20 protein-coding genes, 1 tRNA gene and 4 pseudogenes are annotated in these 23444 nt (G+C 56.5%); 18 read left to right on the forward strand and 7 right to left on the reverse strand.

Annotation, left to right across the window (positions count from 1 at the left end):
* The first annotated feature begins 107 nt into the window (after positions 1 to 107).
* The 7 genes from P9292_RS36445 to tnpC (P9292_RS36475) all read left to right on the forward strand — a co-directional run bounded on the left by P9292_RS36445 (position 108) and on the right by tnpC (P9292_RS36475) (position 5134).
* Entirely contained in the window at positions 108 to 1004 is an 897-nt protein-coding gene (locus P9292_RS36445; protein ID WP_250508904.1) for a LysR family transcriptional regulator, read from the forward strand.
* A gap of 183 nt (positions 1005 to 1187) precedes the next feature.
* Positions 1188 to 1604: a hypothetical protein gene (locus P9292_RS36450; protein ID WP_244827712.1), complete on the forward strand. Its 417-nt coding sequence runs from the start codon at positions 1188 to 1190 to the stop codon at positions 1602 to 1604.
* 89 nt (positions 1605 to 1693) lie between these two features.
* A tRNA-Pro gene (locus P9292_RS36455) sits at positions 1694 to 1770 on the forward strand.
* Positions 1771 to 2154: 384 nt separating this feature from the next.
* Positions 2155 to 2763: a hypothetical protein gene (locus P9292_RS36460; protein WP_309963947.1), complete on the forward strand. Its 609-nt coding sequence runs from the start codon at positions 2155 to 2157 to the stop codon at positions 2761 to 2763.
* 530 nt (positions 2764 to 3293) lie between these two features.
* The gene (gene tnpA / locus P9292_RS36465; RefSeq protein WP_309963950.1) at positions 3294 to 3713 is read left to right on the forward strand and encodes an IS66-like element accessory protein TnpA; all 420 of its coding nucleotides are present in this window, start codon (positions 3294 to 3296) and stop codon (positions 3711 to 3713) included.
* Entirely contained in the window at positions 3710 to 4057 is a 348-nt protein-coding gene (gene tnpB / locus P9292_RS36470) for an IS66 family insertion sequence element accessory protein TnpB (RefSeq protein ID WP_080404084.1), read from the forward strand. The genes tnpA and tnpB (P9292_RS36470) overlap by 4 nt, the downstream gene beginning before the upstream one ends.
* Positions 4058 to 4108: 51 nt before the next feature.
* Entirely contained in the window at positions 4109 to 5134 is a 1026-nt protein-coding gene (gene tnpC / locus P9292_RS36475) for an IS66 family transposase (protein ID WP_309963954.1), read from the forward strand.
* A gap of 53 nt (positions 5135 to 5187) precedes the next feature.
* Here the strand turns inward: tnpC (P9292_RS36475) and P9292_RS36480 are convergent, their stop codons facing one another.
* From P9292_RS36480 to P9292_RS36490, 3 genes are read right to left on the reverse strand one after another with little or no spacing between them, the layout of a single operon-like run.
* Positions 5188 to 6204 carry a site-specific integrase gene (locus P9292_RS36480; RefSeq protein ID WP_309963129.1) on the reverse strand — a complete coding sequence of 339 codons (1017 nt, stop codon included), beginning with the start codon at positions 6202 to 6204 and terminating at the stop codon, positions 5188 to 5190.
* Positions 6201 to 7172 (reverse strand): tyrosine-type recombinase/integrase, encoded by a 972-nt coding sequence (locus P9292_RS36485; RefSeq protein WP_309963127.1) that lies wholly within the window; start codon positions 7170 to 7172, stop codon positions 6201 to 6203. Before P9292_RS36485 ends, P9292_RS36480 begins: the two co-directional genes overlap by 4 nt.
* Complete coding sequence (locus P9292_RS36490; RefSeq protein ID WP_309963125.1) at positions 7169 to 8338, reverse strand: tyrosine-type recombinase/integrase; 1170 nt, start codon at positions 8336 to 8338, stop codon at positions 7169 to 7171. Before P9292_RS36490 ends, P9292_RS36485 begins: the two co-directional genes overlap by 4 nt.
* Before the next feature lie 870 nt (positions 8339 to 9208).
* Here P9292_RS36490 and tnpC (P9292_RS36495) point away from each other — a divergent pair.
* From tnpC (P9292_RS36495) to P9292_RS36530, 8 genes and pseudogenes are all read left to right on the forward strand, one after another.
* Positions 9209 to 9772: pseudogene (gene tnpC / locus P9292_RS36495) on the forward strand (IS66 family transposase); the annotation flags it as partial.
* Between the two features lie 11 nt (positions 9773 to 9783).
* A pseudogene (locus P9292_RS36500) lies at positions 9784 to 10381 on the forward strand (plasmid pRiA4b ORF-3 family protein).
* A 237-nt stretch (positions 10382 to 10618) separates the two neighbouring features.
* A protein-coding gene (locus P9292_RS36505) for an IS3 family transposase (RefSeq protein WP_309957764.1) occupies positions 10619 to 11988 on the forward strand; the annotation gives its coding sequence in 2 pieces (ribosomal slippage) (positions 10619 to 11096 and positions 11096 to 11988; 1371 coding nt in all).
* A gap of 52 nt (positions 11989 to 12040) precedes the next feature.
* Positions 12041 to 12562 carry a transposase gene (locus P9292_RS36510; RefSeq protein ID WP_309963956.1) on the forward strand — a complete coding sequence of 174 codons (522 nt, stop codon included), beginning with the start codon at positions 12041 to 12043 and terminating at the stop codon, positions 12560 to 12562.
* Complete coding sequence (gene tnpB / locus P9292_RS36515; RefSeq protein ID WP_045463971.1) at positions 12538 to 12891, forward strand: IS66 family insertion sequence element accessory protein TnpB; 354 nt, start codon at positions 12538 to 12540, stop codon at positions 12889 to 12891. The genes P9292_RS36510 and tnpB (P9292_RS36515) overlap by 25 nt, the downstream gene beginning before the upstream one ends.
* Before the next feature lie 31 nt (positions 12892 to 12922).
* The gene (gene tnpC, locus P9292_RS36520; RefSeq protein WP_309963958.1) at positions 12923 to 14503 is read left to right on the forward strand and encodes an IS66 family transposase; all 1581 of its coding nucleotides are present in this window, start codon (positions 12923 to 12925) and stop codon (positions 14501 to 14503) included.
* 136 nt (positions 14504 to 14639) lie between these two features.
* On the forward strand, positions 14640 to 15452 hold the full coding sequence (locus P9292_RS36525) for a hypothetical protein (RefSeq protein ID WP_309963960.1): 813 nt from the start codon (positions 14640 to 14642) through the stop codon (positions 15450 to 15452).
* A gap of 405 nt (positions 15453 to 15857) precedes the next feature.
* On the forward strand, positions 15858 to 16106 hold the full coding sequence (locus P9292_RS36530; RefSeq protein WP_309843163.1) for a hypothetical protein: 249 nt from the start codon (positions 15858 to 15860) through the stop codon (positions 16104 to 16106).
* Between the two features lie 1022 nt (positions 16107 to 17128).
* Here P9292_RS36530 and P9292_RS36535 read toward each other — a convergent pair.
* Together P9292_RS36535 and P9292_RS36540 are read right to left on the reverse strand one after the other, a co-directional pair.
* Positions 17129 to 17881 (reverse strand): hypothetical protein, encoded by a 753-nt coding sequence (locus P9292_RS36535; protein ID WP_309854290.1) that lies wholly within the window; start codon positions 17879 to 17881, stop codon positions 17129 to 17131.
* A gap of 3 nt (positions 17882 to 17884) precedes the next feature.
* The gene (locus P9292_RS36540; RefSeq protein WP_309963962.1) at positions 17885 to 18235 is read right to left on the reverse strand and encodes a hypothetical protein; all 351 of its coding nucleotides are present in this window, start codon (positions 18233 to 18235) and stop codon (positions 17885 to 17887) included.
* Between the two features lie 467 nt (positions 18236 to 18702).
* On the opposite strand from P9292_RS36540, the gene P9292_RS36545 reads away from it, so the two are divergent.
* The 3 genes and pseudogenes from P9292_RS36545 to P9292_RS36550 all read left to right on the forward strand — a co-directional run bounded on the left by P9292_RS36545 (position 18703) and on the right by P9292_RS36550 (position 22656).
* Entirely contained in the window at positions 18703 to 19593 is an 891-nt protein-coding gene (locus P9292_RS36545; protein WP_309854287.1) for a DMT family transporter, read from the forward strand.
* 912 nt (positions 19594 to 20505) lie between these two features.
* Positions 20506 to 21327: pseudogene (locus tag P9292_RS43375) on the forward strand (hypothetical protein); the annotation flags it as partial.
* A 66-nt stretch (positions 21328 to 21393) separates the two neighbouring features.
* Complete coding sequence (locus tag P9292_RS36550) at positions 21394 to 22656, forward strand: YadA-like family protein (RefSeq protein WP_309854284.1); 1263 nt, start codon at positions 21394 to 21396, stop codon at positions 22654 to 22656.
* A gap of 75 nt (positions 22657 to 22731) precedes the next feature.
* On the opposite strand, the gene P9292_RS36555 is transcribed toward P9292_RS36550, so the two are convergent.
* Both P9292_RS36555 and P9292_RS36560 read right to left on the reverse strand, forming a co-directional pair.
* Positions 22732 to 23328, reverse strand: coding sequence for a lysis system i-spanin subunit Rz (locus tag P9292_RS36555; RefSeq protein WP_309963964.1), 597 nt, complete (start codon positions 23326 to 23328; stop codon positions 22732 to 22734).
* A pseudogene (locus tag P9292_RS36560) lies at positions 23325 to 23444 on the reverse strand (lysozyme); the annotation flags it as partial. The pseudogene P9292_RS36560 and the gene P9292_RS36555, both read right to left, overlap by 4 nt.

Here is a 23444-nt window from a genome sequence, read left to right on the forward strand (position 1 = left end):
CGTGCGGCGATGTTTAAGACGCCCGCTCCGGCTTGCGTCCGAGTGGCCCTCATCCGCGGATAAATCCGGCTAACATTGGCGTTTTGTTTCCTCGAAGGAAATGATCGATGGATGCGCTCACCAGTCTTCGCGTATTCCGCGAGGTCGTCGAAGCCGGGAGTTTCGTGAAGGCGGCCGAACGGCTAGACATCTCGACCGCGATGACGAGCAAACACGTCGCCAACCTCGAACGCCATTTGAACGTGCGGTTGCTGAATCGAACGACGCGGCATCTCAGCCTGACCGAAGCCGGCAACGTTTATTACGAACAGTGCAGCGAGGCGCTCGATATCCTGCGCGCGGCAGAAGCCGCGGTCGGCACGCAGACGGCGCAGCCGCATGGCGTGCTCAAGGTGACCGCGCCGGGCTGGTTCGCCAATCGTAAGTTCGCGGATTTGCTGGTGGCTTATCAGGCGCGTTATCCGGATGTGCTCGTCGATCTGCGTCTTGAGAACCGCTTCGTCGATCTGGTCGAGGAAGGCTACGACATGGCCTTGCGCGCGACGTCCGAGCCGTCGCCCTCGCTCATCGTACGGCCGTTGTGCCGGATGCCGTTCGTGCTGGCGGCATCGCCTGCGTATATCGAACGGCATGGGCCGGTGCGGCATCCCAACGACATGGCGCGGCATCGCGTCGTGCTGCCGACTTACACCAATATCGAGACGGTTACGCTGACGGGCGCGGACGGCGCGTTCACGGTCAGGAATCAGCCGGTGCTGAAGACCAACGATACGTCGATGGCGCTCCAGCTCGTGCGCGCCGGGATGGGCATGGCGTATCTGCCGGCGTGGATCGTCGATCCCGAACTGGGCGCGGGCAACTTGCTGCGCGTGCTGCCGGGCTACGAAGCGTTCGCGCCGTCGGTGTATGCGGTGTACACGAGCCGCAAGTACATGACGACGAAGGTCAGAACCTTCATCGATTTCTTGTCGGACTCGCTGAGCGATCAAGAACCAAGGAAGTGACCGAATCACGACAGAATTCGGATTAGTCGTAGATTAAGAATACTCGTATTCAAGCGCTGCTTGCCGTGTGTGAATATCGCGCCCAATTCCCGGTTTGGCCTTCCACGATCTGGTTATCACGGATTGTGACGATCGCCGCTGCGGAGGCTGGCTCTTTCACGCATCATCATTGGCTTAGCGCACATGGACTTCTTTCCCTGGCTCCCCTTGTTGTTCAACCTCTTGCTTCTGTGCGCGGTGATGTTCGTCTGCCGCACGATCAACGCAAGTCACGGCAAGCTGCTGTGGAATGGCGCACTCGTGTTCTTCATCTTCTGCTTTCTGGCAATGGCTCTCGACTTCGTACTGACGATGGTCTTTGCGTCCGCGAGTTTTCATGATCACACGCAGTATGAAAGCATCGCAACGCGGAGCAAGTGGAGCGAACGCGTGCTGAGTTACCTGATTCCTTGTGTCGTGTCGGCGTTGTTGGCACAGCGCTTTCGCAAGCGTCAGCGCGCAGCGCTTGCGCGCAAGCGGCGCGTGCCGACGCTGCGTAACAATGACGCGCCTGTTTCGATCAAGACTTCCCCTTACACGCAGTCTGAACTCAGGCTGTGAGCATTTTCGAGTAGATTCGACGAGTCCGAACACGAATTTCGTCGAAGCAGTTCTACTATTCGTTTCGCTCTGATATACTTTCGCTCTTTCGGGGCGTAGCGCAGCCTGGTAGCGTACCTGCATGGGGTGCAGGTGGTCGGAGGTTCAAATCCTCTCGCCCCGACCAGATTAAAACCCGCGATAGCTTAGGCTTTCGCGGGTTTTTTTCATGTCTGCTACCTGTACGTAAATACAGTGAATTTTAGGCAATTTATTAGGCGCGCCTAATACTCAAACCGATTGCGGAGTGCCATACTGTTCATCCACACAGTATTTGGACGGCGACGCACGGGCCTGTTTAAGAGCGGTAAGGACACCCGTCACTGCCGCAAGTGCGAGCACTGGGGCGGTGAGGTGGCGAAGGGACAGCACGCGGTCTGCGTGCGAGGTAGAGGAACGCAGGTGACTGCGCGGCTAGAATACGGATGTGCGTTCTGGGCGCGTGCGACAGGGCATGACGATGGCGCACAAGTTTCTCCGTTAAGAACAGAAAACTTTTCAGAGCATGACGATGAAAGCTTCTGAGGTAGTCGGACAGATCAAGGCTGCTGTTGATGAATTTGCGCAAACCGGAAACTCCGCAATGCCGGTTCAAAGTATGCAGATGTATCTCGACGGCTTGCTTAAAACGACTCAGGAACGAGAGTCTAGCAATGCCCCGATCTCGGAGGCGCAGGCGCAGCATCAGTTGGAGATTTGGAAAACCCAGCTAGTCGCTCGGTCGGGCATGACTATAGAGATGTTCAAAGCGGTGGTTGAGGCAGGCCAAACAGCTCTTAAATCCGCTACCTTGCTAAATGGAGGCGCCGCTGTTGCGATGCTAGCATTCGTTGGCAACGCGCTTACCAACTTGCGCGAACCAGTGAGAACGACGCTTCTGACATCAGTCGGGGGCGCCCTTTTCATTTTCATGATTGGTGCAGGATTGTCGGGCGTGTCGACGGCTGCCAGATATTTATCCCAGGCTTGCTACGCAAATGCCGCCGAGCAAAACCCTGCGCCTTACTGGATGAAATGGGGAATGGCTCTTCAATGGGCGTCGATCGCGTTGGGCGTCGGTTCGTTCGCGTCCTTCTTCGCCGGCGGCTGGACTGCATATAGGTCGATCGTGCGCCTTTGATCGAGCCAGTTTTGTCTACCGCGATGATGTACCGATCTGCCAGCCGCAATGGGCGATTCCCATTTTCAAATTCGCGCTCACCTGGTCGAGAAAAGCCACGGGACATGGCCTGAACATCAGCGTCGGTCGGCGTCTCTGGCTTGAAATACAGGCAGGAGTTATCCACGACCCGGGTCGGTCCCGGCACTTCCTTGGCCTGCACCGGGTTGTCGGCATGGAGGGTCGTGAGCAGCGCGAGTAGATCTGTGCGAGCAGCGTCGCCTAGCGCGCTTGAGAGTCTCCTAGAGGCGTATAGGCGTGCTCTTGCGTGCAACTCCGGCATTGGAATTAGTTTCCCCTGCGTATCGACGTCACCATCATATCTGCGAGCGGCCAGGAACCGCCTGGTTCGCGACTGCATAATGGAAGAAGTTTGAAATCGCACATTCGACACAAGCTGAACATTAGTAAGCGTCATTCCGTGGCCGCATGGACAGAGCTGAAGCCGGTGTCCAAAGTAATGTCCGTTACTTCAAGTGATGGGGACTACTTTGGACACACGGAATGCGCGATCATCGAACCGCAAGGGCAGACCGAATTACACACCAGAGTACCGGCGGCAAGTTGCCGTCGCGGCGTGCGAGCCGGGTATTTCGGTGGCCAAGCTCTCGCAGGCGCACGGACTGAATCCGAATATGGTGTTCAAGTGGCGCCGGCAACTGCGGGCGGGCCTGTTTGAAGGAGTGGCGCACAGCACAGCGGTGTTGCTGCCCGTAGCGCTACATGATGCACCGACCGGCGAGACCGCAGAGCCGGCATCGCTCGCTCTACAGCCTGTCGAGCCACATCGCGAGAGCGTACCGGCAGCGTCGGGCATTGAGATCGAGCTGAACGGTGCCCGTGTGCGCGTCACGGGTATGGTCGATCCAGTGCAGTTGCGCCTCGTGCTGCGCTGCCTGATGCCGGGATGATTGCTCCGCCCAGCGGTACCCGCGTATGGCTGGCAGCGGGCGTTACCGATATGCGCCGCGGCATGGATGGACTTGCCGCGCTGGTGCAGTCAGCACTCGGTCGTGATCCCTTCTCGGGGCACATCTTCCTGTTTCGCGGGCGTCGCGGTGACCTCATCAAGATTTTATGGTGGAGCGGCGACGGCATGAACCTGTACGCGAAACGACTCGAGCGTGGACGCTTCGTGTGGCCGCAGGCGGACTCGGGAACAGTCCATCTGTCAGCCGCCCAACTGTCGATGCTGCTCGAAGGGATTGACTGGCGGCACCCCGAGCGGACGTGGCAGCCGACACACGCGGCATAAGGCATGGTGCGGGAGCCCACAAGCGCGTGGCCTTCATTTACACTGGCATGCATGCCAGCCAGCCATCTGCCCGATGACATCGCCGCTCTCAAGCGCATCGTCGCCTCGCGCGACGAGACCATCGCGCAGTTGCTGGCCGAGATCTCGCGACTGAAGCGATGGCAGTATGGCCGCTCATCGGAGCGCATGACAGAACTGATGGACCAGCTGCAGCTCGCGCTCGGTGAGCTGCCTGTTCATGAACCAGATATGACCGCACCGGCGAAGGTACCTGACGCCGACGCGACTGCGGATACATCGGCCACAACGAACGTCGTTCCGCTGCGCCGCAAGTCACGGCACTTCCCCCTCCATCTTCCCCGCGAAACGGTTGTGCATGCGCCGTCAAACTGCGGATGCCCGGAATGCGGCAAACAGATGCGTGCGCTCGGTGAAGACGTCTCGGAGGTGCTCGACTATGTGCCCGGCTACTTCAAGGTACTGCGTCACGTCCGTCCGAAGCTGAGCTGCCCGCGCTGTGCAGCAGTAGTACAGGCGCCTGCACCTTCGCGGCCGATAGCACGCTCGATGGCGGGTGCGGGGCTGCTCGCGCAGGTCGTCGTCGCGAAGTATGCTGACCATATGCCGCTATACCGGCAGGCCGGTATCTATCGCCGCGCGGGCATCGAACTGGACCGGGCAACACTGGCTTCGTGGGTGCGTGAAGCAGCGGCGCTGCTGCAACCCCTGTCCGACGCACTCGGTGGTTATGTACGCGCCGCAGACAAGATCCATACCGACGACACGCCCGTGCCGGTGCTGGAGCCGGGGCGTGGCAAGACACGCACCGCGCGCCTGTGGACCTATGTGCGGGATGACCGCCCGGCAGGGAGCCGCGCGCCACCAGCAGTCTGGTACAGGTACTCACCCGACCGCAAAGGTGAGCGACCTCGGGAACATCTGGCGGGCTACACAGGAATCCTGCAGGCGGATGCCTTCAGCGGGTATTACGCGCTGTATCGTGACGGCACAGTCATCGAGGCCGGGTGCTGGGCGCATTATCCCGAGTCGAGTTTTATGTGGATTCTGACGCCGTGAACGTTGCACCGACAGTGGCTGTGCATCGCTGGACACTACATAAATCCTGTCAGTCAAAGGGAGTCCAGAAATGCCAGAAGGTCCGGTGTAGGCTTCCATGCCTTTGCACGGACTGGCCGAATCCCGGCATGCTGCCAGAAGGTTTCCAGTGCGTCACGTTTCATCTGGAGGTTTGTCGAAACGTAGCGTCCTGTCGTTGCGATGCTCGCGTGGCCAAGGTAGTCGCGAATTACAGTGATGTCTGTGCCGGATTGCAATAGCGCGACGGCGCAGCTATGGCGCAGGACATGCGGTGTAATGCGCTTCCGGTCGAGCGTGGGCAAAGCCTGCGTAGCCCCTTGTACATGTCGGCGCAGGATGTAGGCGATTCCATCGCGACTCAATGCTTCGCCCCGGCGGTTGAGAAAGACATGCTGCTGCCGATCTGGTTGAGCGTTCATCCGCAGACGGTGCAGTGCATTGACCGTATCGCGCCAAAGCGGCAAGAGTCGATCCTTTCGGCCTTTACCATGCAAGCAAACCAGCCGAGGTGCAGTCAGTTGCAAGTCGCTCCAGCAAAGGTCCGCTGCTTCGCTAACGCGCGCACCGGTATTGTAGAGAAACAGCAATAACGCGTAGTCGCGACCGCCCTCAACCGTTGCTGGGTTGGGTCTGGCGAGAATTGCGCGAACCTCGTCAGCTTCCAGATAGGTCGCCGGGCGATGCCGCACCTTCTTCGCCGGAATTGCAAGCGCTCGAGCATACTGTTGCGAGTGCACGATATCGGTACGCAGCAGGTGTCGGAAGAAGCTTCGAATAGCAGATCGCCGGCAATTGCGCGTCGCTGCGGAGTTCGAGCGATCCATCTCCAGATGAAGCAGGAACTGGCTAACGGTCTCTGCGGTCATGTCGTCAAGGGCAATTCCCGAAAGACTGCATCGCTTGTTCGCGGCGACGAATTCAAAGAACAGCTTCAGCGCGTCGCGATAGGCATGCACGGTATGCTCGCTGGCGCCTCGCATGTGCTGCAGGTTGTCGGTAAAGAATGATTCGACGCGCGTGAACAACGCGGCTGACGGTACGGTCTTCATTCGACTGGCCCCGCGCTGCGCAGATGACGCCGGAATCGTTGACTGGCGAGTTGGAGAAGTTGTGGCGTCGCCTTCAGGTACACCTCGGTACCGAGGACATCTTGGTGACCGAGATACGCCGACAACCACGGGAGCTTCGCGTGCATATCGACTCTGGCTTCGGCCCATGCCGTGAGACGGTGGACGGCAAAGGCGTGGCGAAACTCGTAAGGTCTGGCGCCGACTCTGCCTGCCGGTGGCTTCATCGACAACTGACGAAGTAATCGGCGGAGCGCATCAGACGCGGACTTCACGGTGAGTGGCGTACCGTCGAGCCGAATAAACAATGCTCGCGGCTCGCTAACGCCGAGGCGCTCGAGAATCTCGTGACGCGCATGAAGGTATTGACGCAACTCCTGCGCGAGGTCGGGGCGAAACGGAACGATACGCGATCGTCCCTTGCTATGTGGAATCAGGAATGTACCGCGCCTTAGATCTACGTCTTCCATACGCAAGCGTACCGCTTCTCCCAGTCGCAGGCCGGTACAGTACAGCACCAGCATCAACGTGCGCAGCATCCGTGCCCAGATCCATCGACCACGATGGCTGCTCGCCACCTGCAACATTCTCGTCACTTCATCGCGCGAGAAGATGTAGGGGATATAGTGCGATTCCTTGACCGGCGCGAGCGCGTGCTCGGGCACATATCCGGAAGGATCCTCTCGACGTCGGTACAGACATAGCTGGCGCACTACCCCGAATTCCAGCCCCACCGTGACCGGCTTACGCCCGGTCTTACGCGAGAGCCATCGCCCAATGGCCTCATCGAGGGCGACGTCGGCTCTCCACCCCCATTGTTCAGCGACGAATTGGACGAAACCGTTGAGCACGAATTCGCCGCGCAAATATTGCACGCCCATGGCCCGGCGAAACCGCAGAAACTTCGCAGCGTCGTGTGCCAAACCGGCTGCTGTCACGAGCGTTCTCATGATGGGACCGGAAGCGAGACGTCGCGCAAGGTCTCCGTTGCGATACGCACATATGCCGATAAGGAGTCCGGGTCGCGATGGCCGAGAATCTCTGAAATGATTCGCGGATCTGCTCCCAGGTCGATCTGGCGAGCAGCGTGAGAGTACCGCAGGACGTGACTACCGAGATACTGCGCCGTCAGCCCGGCTGCGGCCGCATGTTTGGCGATGACGTGCCAGACGGCTGAGGATCCCGTGAGCGGCGCGAACGGCAGCTTCAACTGGACGAACAGATATCGGGTTGTGGTATGTGGGGGCCTTCCGCCGCGAAGATAGCGGACCAGCGCCCTCGCGACCACCGGCAGAAGCGGCAGAGTAAAGACCGCGCCAGTCTTGGGACGCGTAACCTGTAACGACGACGAAGTCCAGTTGATATCGTCCAGTCGCAGCCGGATCAGTTCACCGGCTCCGAATCCATAGGTCACCATCATCAGCAGCATGGCGTAGTCGCGCAGGCCATGCGGATTTGATTGATCCACCGCTGCCAGTAAATGCTGGACGTCCTCCCATGGCAGGGCTCGGCGTGGCCGCTCATATCGTGGCTGGACGGGAGCGATTACCGAATCGGCGAGGTTGCGCGAGCTGCGCCCGGTGGCGAATAGAAAACGGGAAAAGGACCGAATACTGCCGGCGATATCGGCCGTAGTGGTACGCGCATATCGACGGCTACAGTCGACCAGGAATGCGTCAACGTCGACAAGCGTCATCGAACGCCAGGTTCGGTCAAGGACACGCAGGTGTTGGAGAAAATAGCCTATGTGCGTCAGCCGCTTGTGCACGGTCACCATCGGGTTACCGCGATGCGCTATGAGATAGTCCGCATACGCGCGTAGCAACGCAGTGGCCGGTCGAGCAGAAGGTGGTTGGATACGCCACGGCGGCGGATCCCTTCCCAGCACGTAATAGACCCGATTGAGCGCGTACAAAGCCGTCCCGGAGATTGCGGCTCTGTCAGGGCTGACGCTGTGCCTGCGAGCGTACCAGTCAAAGAATCGACGCGCACCGTCGCGAGTCAGCTCAGCGCGCTCGTCAAGCCCACGCTGCTCGCAATATCCCCTGAAGCGCCGGATCCACCAAAGGTACAGTCTGCCAGCGCCGTCGCCTACAGAACGGTCGTCGTGCCACACGCGAACGATCTCCGTCGTCGTCGGAGATGTGTCGAATGGGGGCGGATCGGCAGATTGATGTCGCATTCGGCACCCTCGCTGTTACCCGATCCAGCGTAAATTCGTCCCCGGCTGCTGTCATGCCCCATCTCTTGTTGGACGCCGGCGCTGAGGCACGAAGCATTCCGCCGCGATGGCAGAAAGCCCAGCGGGGCCGGCAGATTGTTGAGGGTATGGTGAGCAAGCGCACGCCGCAGTTCGAACAGCGAATCACATACGCCGGCCGGCTTCTGTCGCCTGGTGCCGAGCGTTGTTGCCCGGGGTAGGAGATCGAGCCCACGTAACGCTGCTTGAACTGCCCATAGACGGCGGCGCAACCAGCGTGCGGCCGCTGACAAACTCACGTCGTCCGATCGCAACGCATCGGCTGCTGCCTCTACACTTCGCATGCTTGACGCGCTTGCAACGACTGCATCGATTGAATCGAGTAGCCCTGGAAACCTTGCAGCGAGAAAATCGGGCAGAAGGCTAAAGGTCTTGCCTACCAGAGGACAGTACCACCGCGCAATGCGCATCCCCGCTGGCGTCACGCGGCGGTAGGTGCCATGGCGAGCAAAACCGCATCCGCCTGTGGGGTGTAACGGACAACGTTCCAGACGTGCCGTGACCCATTCACGCCTGGCGATATATCTCTCGGCGCTGGATTGCGTTCGCAGCGGAATTTGCATGCTTGCACTCGCCTCCGTTTGGACGCCATGTTCGCATCGCGTCGCAACGAATATTATGCCGAGTGCTACGCGGCTCTGACTGAATCCGCTCGCTGCAGCACAACCGTTTCGCCGCATAAAACCCAACTCGAGATAATGAGCCTTATGCCGAGTTCGGCATAAGGCGCATGCGCGGCGCAAGTTCTACGAGCTGTACAAGTTGGATAGCTCACCAATTGCCGAGGAAGCACTGCGCCGCATCGGGGCGCTATATGCCGTTGAACGCGAGGTTCGCGGCCAGACACCGGACGTGCGCCTGTCTGCGCGCCAGCTGCACTCGGCTCCATTGCTCGCTGAACTGAAGGCTTGGTTTGAACACACGCTGTCACAGGTATCGGCGAAGTCTGGGCTGGCGAAGGCGATTAGATACTCGCTGGGGCACTGGCATGCACTCATACGCTATTGCGAAGACGGGCGCGTCGAGGTGGACAACAATACGGCGGAACGCGCGATCAGGCCGCTGGTTCTCGGCAGGCGCAATTATCTGTTCGCAGGCTCCGACGGCGGTGGCCAGAGCGCGGCGGTGATCTATAGTCTGATCGGTACGGCGCGCCTGAACGGCATCGAGCCGTTTGCCTACCTGCGCACGGTGTTTGAGCGCATCGCCGATCATCCCATCAACCGCATCGACGAGTTGCTGCCGTGGCGCCTGATGCCGGCTGCACACATCGAGCAGCAAGCCGCCTGACAATCAATCCGATGGTCCAGCCCCGCAAACCTGCCGTGCGCTTGGTCAAGGCGCCAGTGCCCGATTACGTACTGCGCGTTGAGCTGAAGTACATCAAGCCTGGCCATCTGGCGACGAATCATCGTTCCCGGCTCGATCCGGCTGGGCAAACTGCATGTCATGCTGCAACTGGCCATGGGCTGGGAAGGCGGTCACCTGCACGAGTTCGTCTTCGGCGAAACCAACTATGGTGAACCTGATGACTTCGGATTCCAGAGCGATCTACCGATGCTCAATGAAGCACGGGTCACGCTGGCGAAGGCGCTGGGCGGCCTAAAGTCATTTACCTACATCTACGACTACGGTGACAACTGGCAGCATCGGATCAAAGTCGAGAAGGCGCTGGTGCCTGATCCAGACATGCGCCGGCCGCTGTGCTTGGACGGGCAGAATGCGTGTCCACCGGAAGACGTCGGTGGAGTGCCAGGATATGCCGACTTCCTCGAGGCGATCACCGATCCGATGCACGAGGAGCACGACCACTTCCTCGAGTGGTGTGGCGGCAGTTTCGATCCCGCCGCCTTCGATCTCGTGCTAACGAATCAGCGGCTCTCAGAGCTCAAGTTCTGATCGTCAAGACGGCCTCAGATTGACGCTTACGAACATTACGAATTTACTGGCCCATCATACTTACAGCTCCTATCCTAGCAAGGCTGCATTTGCGGAAGCGCGTGACGGTGCAATACGTCGCTTGTTAGTAAGCGGTCCATCTTCGACGTCTGGCAGTGAGCGACAGTAGCGAGGACCATAGGTGTCCACCTATCTTGAACTGACCCCCGAAGGTTGCACCTATCTTTGGGGAATGTCTTGGGAAAATATACAGAACAAGCGAAGCTCGCTGCCGTTAAGGATTATTGCGCTGGCCATCACGGGCTCAAGGTCGTCGCGCGACGTCATGGCATCAACGTAGAATCGCTGCGTAGATGGGCAGCGCTTTACCGCGTACATGGCGCTGAAGGTGTGCAGGAGAAGCGTAGAGCGACCTATAGCTTAGAATTCAAGCTATCGGTTTTGCAACGTATGCGAGATGACGAATTGTCCTACCGCCAAGTTGCAGCCCTCTTTGACATCCGAAATTTCAACATCATTGGCAACTGGGAACACGCATACGACGAAGGCGGCATGGCCGGCTTGTCGCCGTACGCTTCCGTGCGCCGCCCAAGAATGAAAAAGCCGTCAACTAAAAAGCCTCAGCCGAAGTCATATGATGGCAGCTCCCCTAGCCGCAAAGAGTTGCTGGCAGAACTGGACCATCTTCGAATGGAGAACGCATACCTAAAAAAACTCGACGCCTTAGTTCAAGCGAAGAAGCAAGAAGCGCAGCAGTAAAAGCGCGAATCGTGCTTGAACTAAGGCAACAATATCCACTCGCTGGCTTGCTCAAGGTGGCGGGCCTGGCACGGAGTACCTTCTACTATCAGAAGAAGGCGCTCGGGATTGCCGACAAGTATGCAAGCCTGAAGGTCCGGATTCGCTCGATCTTTGACGAGCATAAGGGGCGGTATGGCTATCGCCGCATCACTGCCGTGATACGGCAAGAAGGCACCAAGATCAACCACAAGACAATTCAGCGCCTGATGGGTGAACTTCGGCTGAAGTCGTACGTCCGGTTGAAAAAGTACCGTGCATTCAGAGGCGAGGTGGGCCTTGCGGCACCGAACATTCTTGAACGGCGATTCGATGCGAAGCGTCCGAACGACAAATGGGTAACTGACGTCACCGAGTTCAATGTCGGTGGCGAGAAGCTGTATCTCTCGCCCGTTCTCGACCTGTACAACGCCGAGGTTATCGCTTTCGAGATAGCCCGACGACCTCTGTTCGACATGGTCGGGACCATGCTCAAGAGAGCGTTCGCGCGCCTCGGACCGAACGACAGACCCATACTCCACTCGGATCAAGGCTGGCAATACCGAATGCCGGTCTATCGGAAGGCTTTGGACAAGCATTCTGTCAAACAAAGCATGTCGCGCCGGGGCAATTGCCTCGACAACGCGGCGATGGAAAGCTTCTTTGGCACACTAAAGTCAGAATTCTTCCACCTAAACAAGTTTCGAGACGTTGATGAACTCCACGCCGGACTGAAAAACTACATTCACTACTACAATCACAAACGTATCAAGATGAAGCTAGGAGGCGTGAGCCCGGTCGCATACCGGTCTCTGCTCGCAACAGCATAGCTGTCACACCGTCCAACTTTCGGGGGTCACTTCAATCTTGAGGTGGACACCTATGACTGGCATGAACTCAGAGTTGGCAGTAGTGCGTCGCAGCAGCGATGGCCGTCGCCGCTATGACGAAAAAAGTAAACGCGCCTTGATTGAGGCAGCACTCCGTCCCGGAGTATCAGTCGCCGGTCTGGCTCAGCAGCACGGCATCAACGCCAATCTGCTGCGCAAGTGGATCGCGAAGTACCTGGTGGAGCGCGAGAAAGGCATTTCGCCAGCGTCGCAACATGGCAACGACGATTACAACCCGCCTCAGCCCGACGAGTCGATTAATGACGTGGCCGTCGATTTGCCAGGGTCGCGCCAACCCGTCCCCGTCGCGGTAAAGCCGTCTGCGTTCGTGTCGGTCGTTTCAGCGTCGCCGACACAACCGTCCACACCGCCATCGATGACACTTGCCTTGCATGTGCGTCTGTCGAACGGCGTCGAGCTTGAACTCGGCGGGGCAATCGCGACCATCGACGAATTGACGACCGTGGTTCAGATCCTGGGGAGGATGCCGTGTTCCGGTTCGACGACGATCTGAAGGTCTATCTGCACCGCGATCCCGTTGATTTCCGCTACGGCATGAATAGCCTGTCGATTCTCGTCGAGCAGTCGATGCGCCTGAATCCGATGGACACTTCGCTATACATCTTCGGAAACCGGCGTCGCGATCGGATAAAAATCCTTGGCTGGGATGGCAGTGGTTTCTGGCTTCTCATAAAGCGATTGGAGAGAAGCCACTTCATTTGGCCCGACAACAAGGCTGAGATCGTGACGATGACCACCAACGTGCTGCACGCGCTACTCGACGGCGATGACATCACCGCGATTCGACGGCATCCGAAGCAGGAATATCATCGCGTGAGCTGAACAGTGAGACGGCGTGCGGGTCTAACCCGCCATGCCGATCAACGTCACGATCACCGCCGAGGACCTGAAGGCGTTGCTCGCCGAGCGCGATGCTGCGCGTGCATTGCGAGAAGAACAGGAGGCATTACGTGGCGCCTTGCGGCTCGTGACGGCCGAGCGCGATCTCGCCGAGGAGCGCCTCCGAGCTTATCGTCGCGAACTGTTCGGCGCCAAGAGTGAAGCACGAGATTCTGATCAACCTAGCCTGTTCAACGAAGCCGAGACGCTCGGCGCGAACAGCGCGCCCGCGCAGGAAGACACGCCGGAGACGACAGTCGCCGCGCACAAGCGCAAGAAGCGCGGTCATCGCAAGCCGCTAGATCCGAATCTGCCGCGCGAGGTCGTTCGACACGAACTGCCTGAAGCCGAACGCTTCTGCACGAACGATGGGCACGCGCTCGTCGAGATAGGCGCGGAGATCAGTGAGCAGCTTGATGTGATCCCCGAGCAGCTTCGGGTGATCCAACACCAGCGCGTCAAATATGCGTGCCCTTGCTGTGACCTCGGGATCAAGGTCACGCCGGCGCCGCCGCGCATCATCGCGCGCGGACTGTTGAGCGAATCGGCGCTTGCATGGATCGCGACCGGCAAGTATCAGTTCGGCATGCCGCTGTATCGTCAGGCTGGTTTGCTGTGTCGCTTCGGCGGCGACATCTCGTCAAACACGATCGCCGCCAGCATGGTTCGCGTTGGCCTCGCGACCCAGCCCGTGATCAACTTGATGCGCGATGCGTTGCTCGAGGCAGAGCTGATCTACTGCGACGAAACAACTTTCCAGGTACTGAAAGAGAAAGGGCGCAAGCCGCAAACGAAGAGCTACCTCTGGGCGCAGATGACCAATTCAGGCATCCCCATCCGCTGCTTCAGCTATACGCCCGGACGTGGCGCCAAGCTGGCCGACAAGCTGTTCACGGGGATTCGCAAGGGCGCGGTTCTGATGACTGATGGCTACGAGCCCTACAACGACATCGCTCAACGCTATGACCTCGTGCACCTCGGATGTTGGTCCCACCTAAGACGGTACTTCATCAAAGCGGAGGAGAACGTGCCGAAAGCCGCGCGTTCGCCCGATCTGCTCGCGACACGCTTCATCACGCTGATCGGCAAGCTGTTCGCTGCGGAGGCCCGCTCTAAGAAATGGGCAGCTGAGCGACGACAGCGATTGCGACGTCGATACAGCACGCGCATACTCGACGCCATCTACGCTTTAGCCCTCGCGGAGTCGCCCGGCGTCGTACCAAAAAGTTTGCTCGGAAAGGCACTGACCTATCTGCGCGAGCAGTGGCCGAAGCTGATCCGCTACGTCGAGAACGGCACTTGGGCCATCTCGAATAACCCTTGCGAGAATGCGATTCGCCCATTCGTCGTCGGGCGCCGCTCATGGCTTTTTAGCGACACCGTAGCGGGGGCGAACGCAAGTGCAAACCTCTACAGTCTGATCGAAACCTGCAAAGCCGGGGGCATCGATCCCTATCGCTACCTTCACTGGTTGTTCCAACGTCTTCCTCTGGCGAGGACCGTTGACGACTACGACGCGCTGCTTCCCTGGAAGATGCCCGCAGATCTCCGCTGACCTACTTCGCTATCACGCATCACGCGCTCTACCACCTTACTCTGAGCGGCGTCGTTCGTGGATCGCTTACGCTTGTTAGCAGTCAGCTAACCCGATGTCTGTCAGCGCATGGCGTCAGCTATGGGGGAAATTTCTAATGCTTTTAGGCGAGCGATTCATGGTGGGCGGTGGCTGGACCAGCCTTGTAGCATTCATCGGCGGCATGCTCGTAGTGACATTTGGCATTTTATTGTCTGCGCGCCGTTATCCTGCAGCACGCGCTGTCGACGACGCCGAGAGCGCGGTAGCCGATACCATCGCCAGTGCGATTGCTATCTTAAGTGAGCTTCTTTTGGCCTTCGTGATCGTCGTCGTTTGGGAGAAATACAATGCGATCCGTGACACAGTAGCAAACGAGACAGGGGCGATCCACAGTCTGATGCGCGAGACGCAAAGACTCCCGGAGCCACGACGCGACCAGATCCTCGGGCTGCTTCAGTCGTACTCCGAACAAGTACGGGATGACGACTGGCCAATATTGGCTAGCACGGGAAAACGGCCGATCGAGCAAGTGCCATTGGCCGACGCAACCCTTGACAGGCTTTGGCAAACTGTAATTTCAACCGACGACCCGCAGGCTCATACCTTAAATGACGCAGTTGTCGCCGAGCTTAAAGAGCTTACCGTCAACCGAACTCATCGCTTCGCTCTCGCTGGCGACGGCGTAACAGGGGCACTGTGGTTGCTGTTGATCTCGTCGAGCGTCGCCACCGTTGCACTCACGATATTCAGTTATCGGCAACTATCGAGGAGGCACACGCCCATATTTCTGTTTTACGCCGCGTTTCTTGGCGCGATGTTATGGCTCGTTGCTGATAGCGACGATCCCTTCGGCGGTACGCAGCGCATTCGCGCCGACCGTTTCGAATATGCTACACGAATGATACAGGCGCAGCGGAAACCGGCCTAACGTCATTGTTATGCGGTTTTAAGTCGGACACCCGCCAGCTTCATGCAGAAACTAGGCCTCGTCCGTCCCGAGGCTTAACGTTCCATGCTAGTGCTGCATTATGTATGCCCGACTTGCCCAGCATCCTCCTCGAGTTTCGGCTCGCAGAACTATGCTCAGTCGAAACGACGAAGATTGCAAAGACCTCAGCATGGACAAATTTCGAACACTACTGTGGCTGGCGGAGGATCTTGACGAATATCAAGAATCATTCTTTTCCAAGCGACACTGTTTGATCGTTGAAAGGCTATCTATGATCCATCCTCCGTTTAACAGGTTGTTGGCTCGCATTACCATCACCGAATACTCTTTGTTTTTGTGAGTTTCATGCAGGTGCAACCAACGGCCAGAATGCGAGGTTAGCAAATGATGCGAAATTCCGAAGCCGCAAAGATTCTATATATTGCCCTGCTTGAGGCGAGCCGTGATTTAAGCGACGCAGTGGCGCAGGTATGGGACTATCTTGACGAGCACGAACAAACACGATGCAAGATAGCTGTCGGGAAAATGCTGGCAGAAATATACCAAAGTGGCATCGCAGAAATTGAACAGCTGTATCCAAGCTTCGAAAACGCCGACCTTGCACGAGAGTATGAAGTTGGTCCGAGCCAGTAAGTACAATTCACGAGTCGAATTAAGGCGGCCAGTGTACGAATGGCAATCAGTCTTGCCGTTTGACCGGGCTTGATGGGTCGCCGCTCCCATTCGAACAATTGCCCGCGATCACGCCCTGCTCTTGAAGCGCGCAGATGTACCGCTGTAGGTATTCGGCTTTCTCGCGGGCGTCGCCATAGGCATCGTCAACTATTTTGAAAAGACCTCTTCCAATCTCCGGTGGTAGCTCGGCGTAGCGACGGGCTCCATCGCCCGCGCCGCCGGCGGCGGAGCCTGGATTTGCGGCACCGCTATGGTTTGCAGAGTTAGTCGTGAACGGTGATGCGCATCAGACTGAGAAGTTAGGCGGCTGTGCTGGCCCATGCGATCAACTATTGGTCCGCCGTCTGCAAATCTCCGAGCATGAGCGATTGCCTTCGCAATCGCACCCATACGAAACCTTTAAACGGCCGCCAGCTGAGTGTTGCGCCGATATCAATGAGGACAGTAATTTCCCTCCGTACAAAGCGCCGCTAGCGATGATCGGGAACGAACCTTCTCGTTAGCCTATCGTTGCGTCTGCCGTGGGCCGTGAGCCTTGTGCCAATCCCGATCCGCTTCCCGAACACCAGTTTCGACAAAAGCTCGTTATGATCAATGCATTTTTCTCGTGCGACCATCGCCAAGCAACCGGCCTGAACTCGTGCCGTTCAGCGTCAGCGACTTGCTCAACGGGCACGAACGACACTGCTAGCTCACTCTCAACCTGAACGAGTGCCTCCGGAAGTGAGATCATTAAGCCCGAATCATTGTGCATGTGCGGCATATATACGCCAAGCTTGTATTTTGCTAGTTCCTTGACGAGTACCTTTACCTCTGGCGTCCCTATTGCCTGCTGCGCAACGAGGAAATTTTCTTCACATCCGACCGTCATACCACCTCCGAACAGAGTTAGAGAATACAACCATTTCGCACTACTTTCTTTTATTAAAAGAATCGTATAAACAAACGTTCCCGCTTTACTCTAAGGAGATTTTGAATCGCTAAATCAGTTCACCAAAGAGGGCGTCGGCATCAAAGAAAGGCACCTCGAAACGAGCGCCGCGATCCGTTAGATCGTCTGGCCGATGCACCGCGGACGTTGCAAAACAAGCGCTAATCAGGTTGGCGAAAGCCAATACTCGATGTCGCAGACGCGGCGCAGGTTCGGGTAGTCGATCAATCACACCGCGATTAAAGTTAGATTCGATGTCCAAGAAATTTGGATTCGACAATCCTTCACCATCCCGCACTTCGGACGTCCGGACATCATAGATCAATGGAACTGCACTTCGGATATTTTCTGACGCTACTCTGTGAGCTACGTACTCCTCCTGCATGTCCAACATCAGTCGTTGTATTGGTGTAAAGGAAACCCCTCTACTGATTAAATAATCCACTGAAACTCTCAAGCGATAATAATTTTCGTCCGCCCTAATCTCATAACGGTACAACGTGCCATGAAACGCAGAAGAAGAGTAATACTGTCGTGCAATTCGGCGTGTTTCATCAACACCACCTGTCATTGCCACGTATGCGCTGTCTCGCGAACCTGAGACGCAGGAGTCACCATTTAAGTGCTGCACAAGATCCCAATTGTCGCCATGAGATTCAAAACCACTCGAGAATATCTGCTCGGGCGGCCTACTGTCGACCCGATATAGAAAGTCAGTTGCACTGACATTAGTTGTTCCAACCAAAAATAAACCCCCAGCAATAACTCGGGCGTTTTGAGCCATCATCTTAAGACCGGTCATAATTCACCATGGATCCATGTGCATACCTTGCACCTGGTTGTCGTCGGAACAAAGTTCGACCACAATCGTATTTTGCGTCAGTTCAGCAAGGAGAAGCAACCGGTAGAGCGCCATGCCGGCCTGCACATCAATGTATGGTTTAATAGAAATCGTACCAGTCGATGTCACAGGGTCGTCAACGGTTTTTACTACTGCCGATATAGCCTTTGAATCACTCCCATCCACCCCTAGAAAAACCGCTCGTACCTTTAAGGATTTAGACTGAAATTCTCGACAGTTATAAGCGTACTTGAGTTTCGGTGCGGCACTGCATGCACTGATAGTTAATAACAGGGAAAACAGTATATAGCGCATAACTAAGATAAAAAATTAGAGGCGGTATTCAAACGATTTTTAGCCCGCAATCTTGGCGCTATATCAAATAGCCACGTCCATGCTATCCGCGCGCACCAGACTGCGTCCCGCTAGCCTTGCCGCCTTTATACCGGCTTATCACCGCAACTACACCAAGAGACACCGCACTTGATTTTCTTTGTACATCTACGCTTACTATCAAAGAGGTGAGACTAGAGTAGCAGCTTTCGCCAGGGGTAGAAAATGGGACTCGTACTATTTGTGCAAACAAGCGTGGCTTCTGGCTGCGGCATCAATAGACTTCGCACTCGCATCAGATACGGACATGCCGTACAGGGCGAATCTTGGTGGCCGTTTCGGTAGCATGTTGTCGGATTTGTTCGAGGCATCCAATATCAGCGTCCGATTGATTTCACAGTTAAAAACCTAGATGATAATCGCTTGGAAAATTCGCATCGGAGACACTAATGGGTAACATAGCGAATCTCGCCCTTTTTGCTATTGTCGTAGTGACGTGGAGTACAACATGGACCGCTATGAGCATCGCGGTCGACACGATTCCACCAATCACCGCCACCGCTCTTAGATTTCTAATTGCTTCGCCGATACTTATTGTGATGGCCAAAGTTAAGAAAGCACCGCTGTTGTTCCCGCCAGGGCAGCGAGGGTTTCAAGTATTCCTTACGATTGGCTACTTTGCAGTCCCGGTTGCCTTAATCATGTACGGAGAGAAACATGTAAACCCGGGGCTGGCTGCTTTAATTTTCGCAAACATGCCTGTGGTCGTCTTGCTACTGTCGGCGATCTTGTTGAAAGAAAAAATCTACTTTTCAAAATTGACCGGGCTAGTACTCGCATGGGTCGCGCTTTCGCTCATCCTTAGAATTGAGTTGGACTGGTCGAGCTTTGACGACTACTTGGCGCCGGCCGCACTACTACTAGCGGTACTGATGCACGGATTTGCCTACGTATCTATCAAAAAGCGTTGCTGCTCCGTCCCGATACTCACCTTTAACGCTCTACCGTGCACGATGGCGGGGATTTCCCTATTAGTGCTTAGCTTGATTTCCGAAAGCCCGAGCTTCGATCGCTTCTCCGGTGCGTCTATTGCTGCTATAAGCTATCTCGGACTTGTAGCGAATGTTATTGGCGTAATGTGCTTCTTCTGGCTACAACGTCGAACTACAGCGTTTAGCGCTTCCCTGACATTCGTCGCGTTTCCGATTTTCGCTATTGTCTTAGACGGTTTCATCACAGGGCGATCACTCAATGCCGTATCATGGATTCTGCTCGCGCCTCTTCTGGTCGGGCTTCTTATTATGACGTACTCGCCCAAAGAATCCCGAGCGTCATCGTAGCTTGGCGTGTATGGCGCAGTGAAGTGCTGTCGCCTCCTCGCAAGGAACGGTCGTCGTAAAAGTGATCGTAAATCGCAGCCAATTATGTCGCGGCTTCAATTTATGCGGCGGCTTCCATGCCTGAGGCAACTGAGCCACCAACAAGACAGCACTAAACTTCCGCCGGAAGTTCGGAAGCGTGCGGTACGCTGATGCGCGAATTTCGGTCGGTATACGCATTCGCTACGATGAACGTTTTATCGACCTGGGCACTGATCCCACCCGCTGCCAGTCAAGACGACTGCAACGTTAATGCGCTAGCCGCAACGCTGATTCGACATTGACCATGTCGACCCTGTGACGTTCGAGAAAAATATGATCGGAATCTTTCTCGAAGCAAGAAATCCTCCAAGATGGAAATTGCAATGAAGTAACAGCGTTTTTCACAGCCTCAACTTCAAACTCAATTAACTCGGAAAACCTCTATTTCAAAAAAATTAACAAACCTTACGTATCTAGGTGGAGAGTTCGGCACTCGCTACGCTGGTTATCGTGCAAGCTCAAATATTTCAAGCAAATCAAGCACAGGGTCACTCAAAGGAAGACGTGGGTAAACGCAATTGTTTCCGGCTCGTTTCGCGAGCTCCTCGTCAGACAGAAAGTTCGTGAAGCGTCTGGCCTCCGGTGCGCCGGCAACGAATTATGAGGGGCCGAGCTTTCTTGATCGATCGCTTAAGCATCGACTCTAGTATGCCTAATGCGTGCAGACATGACGCCGCTGCTACAGCACGCGAACATCCGGCTTTGTGATGACCCCACTCTTATCGAAAGCTATCACATGAGCTATGTCCGACGATGTCAATTAGTCGACTGCGGACTTTTTCAGCTTCTCTATTCTTAAACCAACATCAATCCATTTCATTGAGCGTTTTGATGGTCATCAATATAGGCAAAAGATTGGCATTTGCAGTGGTTGCAATATCGAGTTCGACAAGCGCGGCCACGACACAAGTTGTTCCGCAATCTTCCAAAGATTCAGTTATACAGATTGGAGGGCTTCAAACTCCCGAGACTTTAGCGGCTGCGGTGCGCGCGAAAAATAGGCTTCAAAATAGCGGTGAACAACGAACGAGTAGGAGACTGCATCAGCTATGGTTGGAGCATGAGGCAAAATTTAACAATTCCCCGAGGCAACAGCGCAGCGCCGCCAAAGGCGGTGTTAATGAAACTGTATCCCGCGACTTCCGGAGCCTTTTCGGCCTACGCAGAATTGATTGGGGGGACGGGGCGGCCGCAGAACACGACGGTGACATTGCCGTCGGCATCAATGCGAAGGCTGTTGGCGGCGACTCTTTGGCGCTTTCTGAGGGGGCTCAAGCGCGGGGAAGCCAATCGTTAGCTATTGGGGCTGTTTCACGCACAGAAACTCACGCGTCTGGTGCGGTGGCAATTGGACGAGGAGCTTCGGCACAAGCACACGGCGATGTGGCGCTTGGCGATGGCGCATCGGCAGGAGGGCAGTTGGAGGGAGCACGAGTTGCGGGCTCAATAGACGCAACACTGTCTGGTTCAGCGCTCGCAGTCGGCCCACATGCAATTGCTCGAGGAGCCCGTGCCCTTGCGCTTGGAGAGAAGTCAAACGCTCTCCAATATCATGGAGCAGCTCTAGGTAGCGGCGCAGAAGCCCGAGCCGAGAGCTCTCTCGCGGTAGGAACGTTGGCACTAGCAGCGGCGAACGGATCCGTTGCGCTGGGAGCTAATTCGTTAGCAGATCGGTCCAACACGATTTCCGTTGGCAGAATCAGCATGGAGCGACAACTAGTGAACGTCGCGGCCGGCTCGCGGGAGACAGACGCTGTGAATCTTAGACAACTGATGGATCTAGGAGCAAGCTTCAACGCAAGCGGCGGCGCATCAAATGGATTCGTTGCCTACGATGACAAGCAAGCTAGTTCTGTTACCTTCCGTGGCGCAGCCGGGTCACAGCTAAAAAATGTTTCGGCCGCTGTGCTGGAACCCGAAAGTTCTGATGCCGTAATCGGTGCTCAACTTTTCGAAACGAACGAGAGCGTTAAGGCGGTAAGCGACAGGATACGCGATGTCAAGGCGACGGTAGACACGATCGCCAAGGGTGGCGCTGGACAATACTTCGGTGCAAATTCGGTACGCTCGGCCGCGCAGGCAGTAGGTACAGACGCACTGGCAATGGGACCAGCGGCGAGCGCGTCGGGCAGAAACGCCATTGCGGTGGGTCTTTATGCGCGCACAGACTACGATAACGCAGTTGCGCTGGGCAGCAATTCCGTGGCGGACCGCGCAAATACGATTTCAGTAGGTAATCGACAGTCAAAGCGACAAATTACCAACGTCGCTGACGGCACGGATGAAACCGATGCGGTCAATGTAGCGCAGCTCCGAAAGGCAGGGCTCATCGATAAGAAGGGAGATCGTCTCGACGCAGTCGTTTATGACGCTGGATATAATAAATCGTTAATTACTCTTGGCGGCGTAGGCGCCACTTCGGTAGTCGCTTTGACGAACGTTGCGGCAGGTCGGATCAGTGCCGAGAGCACGGACGCGGTAAACGGCAGCCAATTTTTTTCATTATCATCGCGAGTCGATAATATCGAAAAAAATTCCCCTCATCGAACACGCGTGCGCGACGATCCACGTCCAACGCCAAGCGTCGCCGTCGACGGGGGCAATCGTGTTATTTCTCATGTTGTCGCTGGCGTCGCTGAAACCGACGCGGTCAATCTCGGGCAGCTTAATGCCGCATTAAAGGTAGGGATTGACAGCGCTTACGCACATACCGACACAGAGGTTGCGAGACTTCGCCTGGAGATGGAACGCGATCGCAAAGATGCGTCGGGAGGCTCGGCGTCCGCTATCGCGATAGCCAATTTGCCTCAGGCATATCAGGGGGAAAGCATGCTTTCAATAGCTGGTGGCACGTTCGGCGGCCAATCATCAGTTGCTCTGGGCTTATCAACTGCCACAAAAAGATGGAGCGTTAAAGCCTCTTTCACTGGCAATACGCGCGGTTCCTATGGAGGCGGGGCAGGAGTTGGATATCGCTTCTGACAGCAAACGACGGACTGATGTCGGACAAGTCGGGCCCATTGCTCCTTGATCTGCTGTGCAGGGGAACTAGGGGGATCAGATTGCTCCGTGGTTGCGTGCTAATCGATATGCGCTGTGACCGAAAGCACACGAGCCCGCGATAAATCCTTGCCGTTGCAGGGTACATAGGTATCGCTGTAAATACTCTGCCTTCGCACGTGCATCGCTGTCAGCGTCATCGGCTATTCCGAAAAGATCTCTTCCAATCTCTGGTGGTAGCTCGGCGTAGCGACGGGCTCCATCGCCCACGCGGCCGGCGGCGGGGCTTGGATTTGCGGCACCGCTGTGGTCTGTGGAGCCCGCGTCGGCGATTGCGATGCGCAGCCGACGAGTGCCGTCAGCAATAGCGGCGCGATTTTTGGCGTTGTCAGCTTCATGGGAAATCCTCTCACGGTGGAACTGTTCGTCGAGCGCTGCGATACGGGCGGCTGCCGTGTTGTGAGCGGTGATTGCGGCGCTTGCTGCCTTCGCCGCAGCCTCCGAGAGGGTCGCAAGCTTTCGTACGCTCGCCTCGTTGTCGCGCGCGTGAGCAGCCTGTTCCTTGGCAAGTTGGCTGCTATCGAAGATGTGAAGCGCAGCACCGCCGATTGCAATGCCAGCCACGCATACGATGACGTACGGTGCGTAACTCACAAATCTTGCTCGCAAAGCGAACGCTCTTCGGCGCGACGCTTCACGAGGCCGGGAAGCACCCGACCTCGCGACGTCACCCACTGCGCACGCCCATCGTCCGATTCGTTCATCGCTCG

The sequence above is a fragment of the Caballeronia sp. LZ001 genome (genome assembly GCF_031450875.1).
Taxonomy (GTDB): domain Bacteria; phylum Pseudomonadota; class Gammaproteobacteria; order Burkholderiales; family Burkholderiaceae; genus Caballeronia.

What these genes read in the sequence shown, in the direction of transcription:
- P9292_RS36485 (WP_309963127.1), bottom strand. Translation starts at nt 7,172, where the DNA reads ATGAGAACGCTCGTGACAGCAGCCGGTTTGGCACACGACGCTGCGAAG.
- tnpC (WP_309963954.1), top strand. Translation starts at nt 4,109, where the DNA reads ATGCCAGCCAGCCATCTGCCCGATGACATCGCCGCTCTCAAGCGCATC.
- P9292_RS36510 (WP_309963956.1), top strand. Translation starts at nt 12,041, where the DNA reads ATGACTGGCATGAACTCAGAGTTGGCAGTAGTGCGTCGCAGCAGCGAT.
- P9292_RS36480 (WP_309963129.1), bottom strand. Translation starts at nt 6,204, where the DNA reads ATGAAGACCGTACCGTCAGCCGCGTTGTTCACGCGCGTCGAATCATTC.
- P9292_RS36545 (WP_309854287.1), top strand. Translation starts at nt 18,703, where the DNA reads ATGGGTAACATAGCGAATCTCGCCCTTTTTGCTATTGTCGTAGTGACG.
- P9292_RS36525 (WP_309963960.1), top strand. Translation starts at nt 14,640, where the DNA reads ATGCTTTTAGGCGAGCGATTCATGGTGGGCGGTGGCTGGACCAGCCTT.
- P9292_RS36450 (WP_244827712.1), top strand. Translation starts at nt 1,188, where the DNA reads ATGGACTTCTTTCCCTGGCTCCCCTTGTTGTTCAACCTCTTGCTTCTG.
- P9292_RS36540 (WP_309963962.1), bottom strand. Translation starts at nt 18,235, where the DNA reads ATGCGCTATATACTGTTTTCCCTGTTATTAACTATCAGTGCATGCAGT.
- P9292_RS36530 (WP_309843163.1), top strand. Translation starts at nt 15,858, where the DNA reads ATGATGCGAAATTCCGAAGCCGCAAAGATTCTATATATTGCCCTGCTT.
- tnpB (WP_080404084.1), top strand. Translation starts at nt 3,710, where the DNA reads ATGATTGCTCCGCCCAGCGGTACCCGCGTATGGCTGGCAGCGGGCGTT.
- P9292_RS36445 (WP_250508904.1), top strand. Translation starts at nt 108, where the DNA reads ATGGATGCGCTCACCAGTCTTCGCGTATTCCGCGAGGTCGTCGAAGCC.
- tnpC (WP_309963958.1), top strand. Translation starts at nt 12,923, where the DNA reads ATGCCGATCAACGTCACGATCACCGCCGAGGACCTGAAGGCGTTGCTC.
- P9292_RS36535 (WP_309854290.1), bottom strand. Translation starts at nt 17,881, where the DNA reads ATGACCGGTCTTAAGATGATGGCTCAAAACGCCCGAGTTATTGCTGGG.
- P9292_RS36460 (WP_309963947.1), top strand. Translation starts at nt 2,155, where the DNA reads ATGAAAGCTTCTGAGGTAGTCGGACAGATCAAGGCTGCTGTTGATGAA.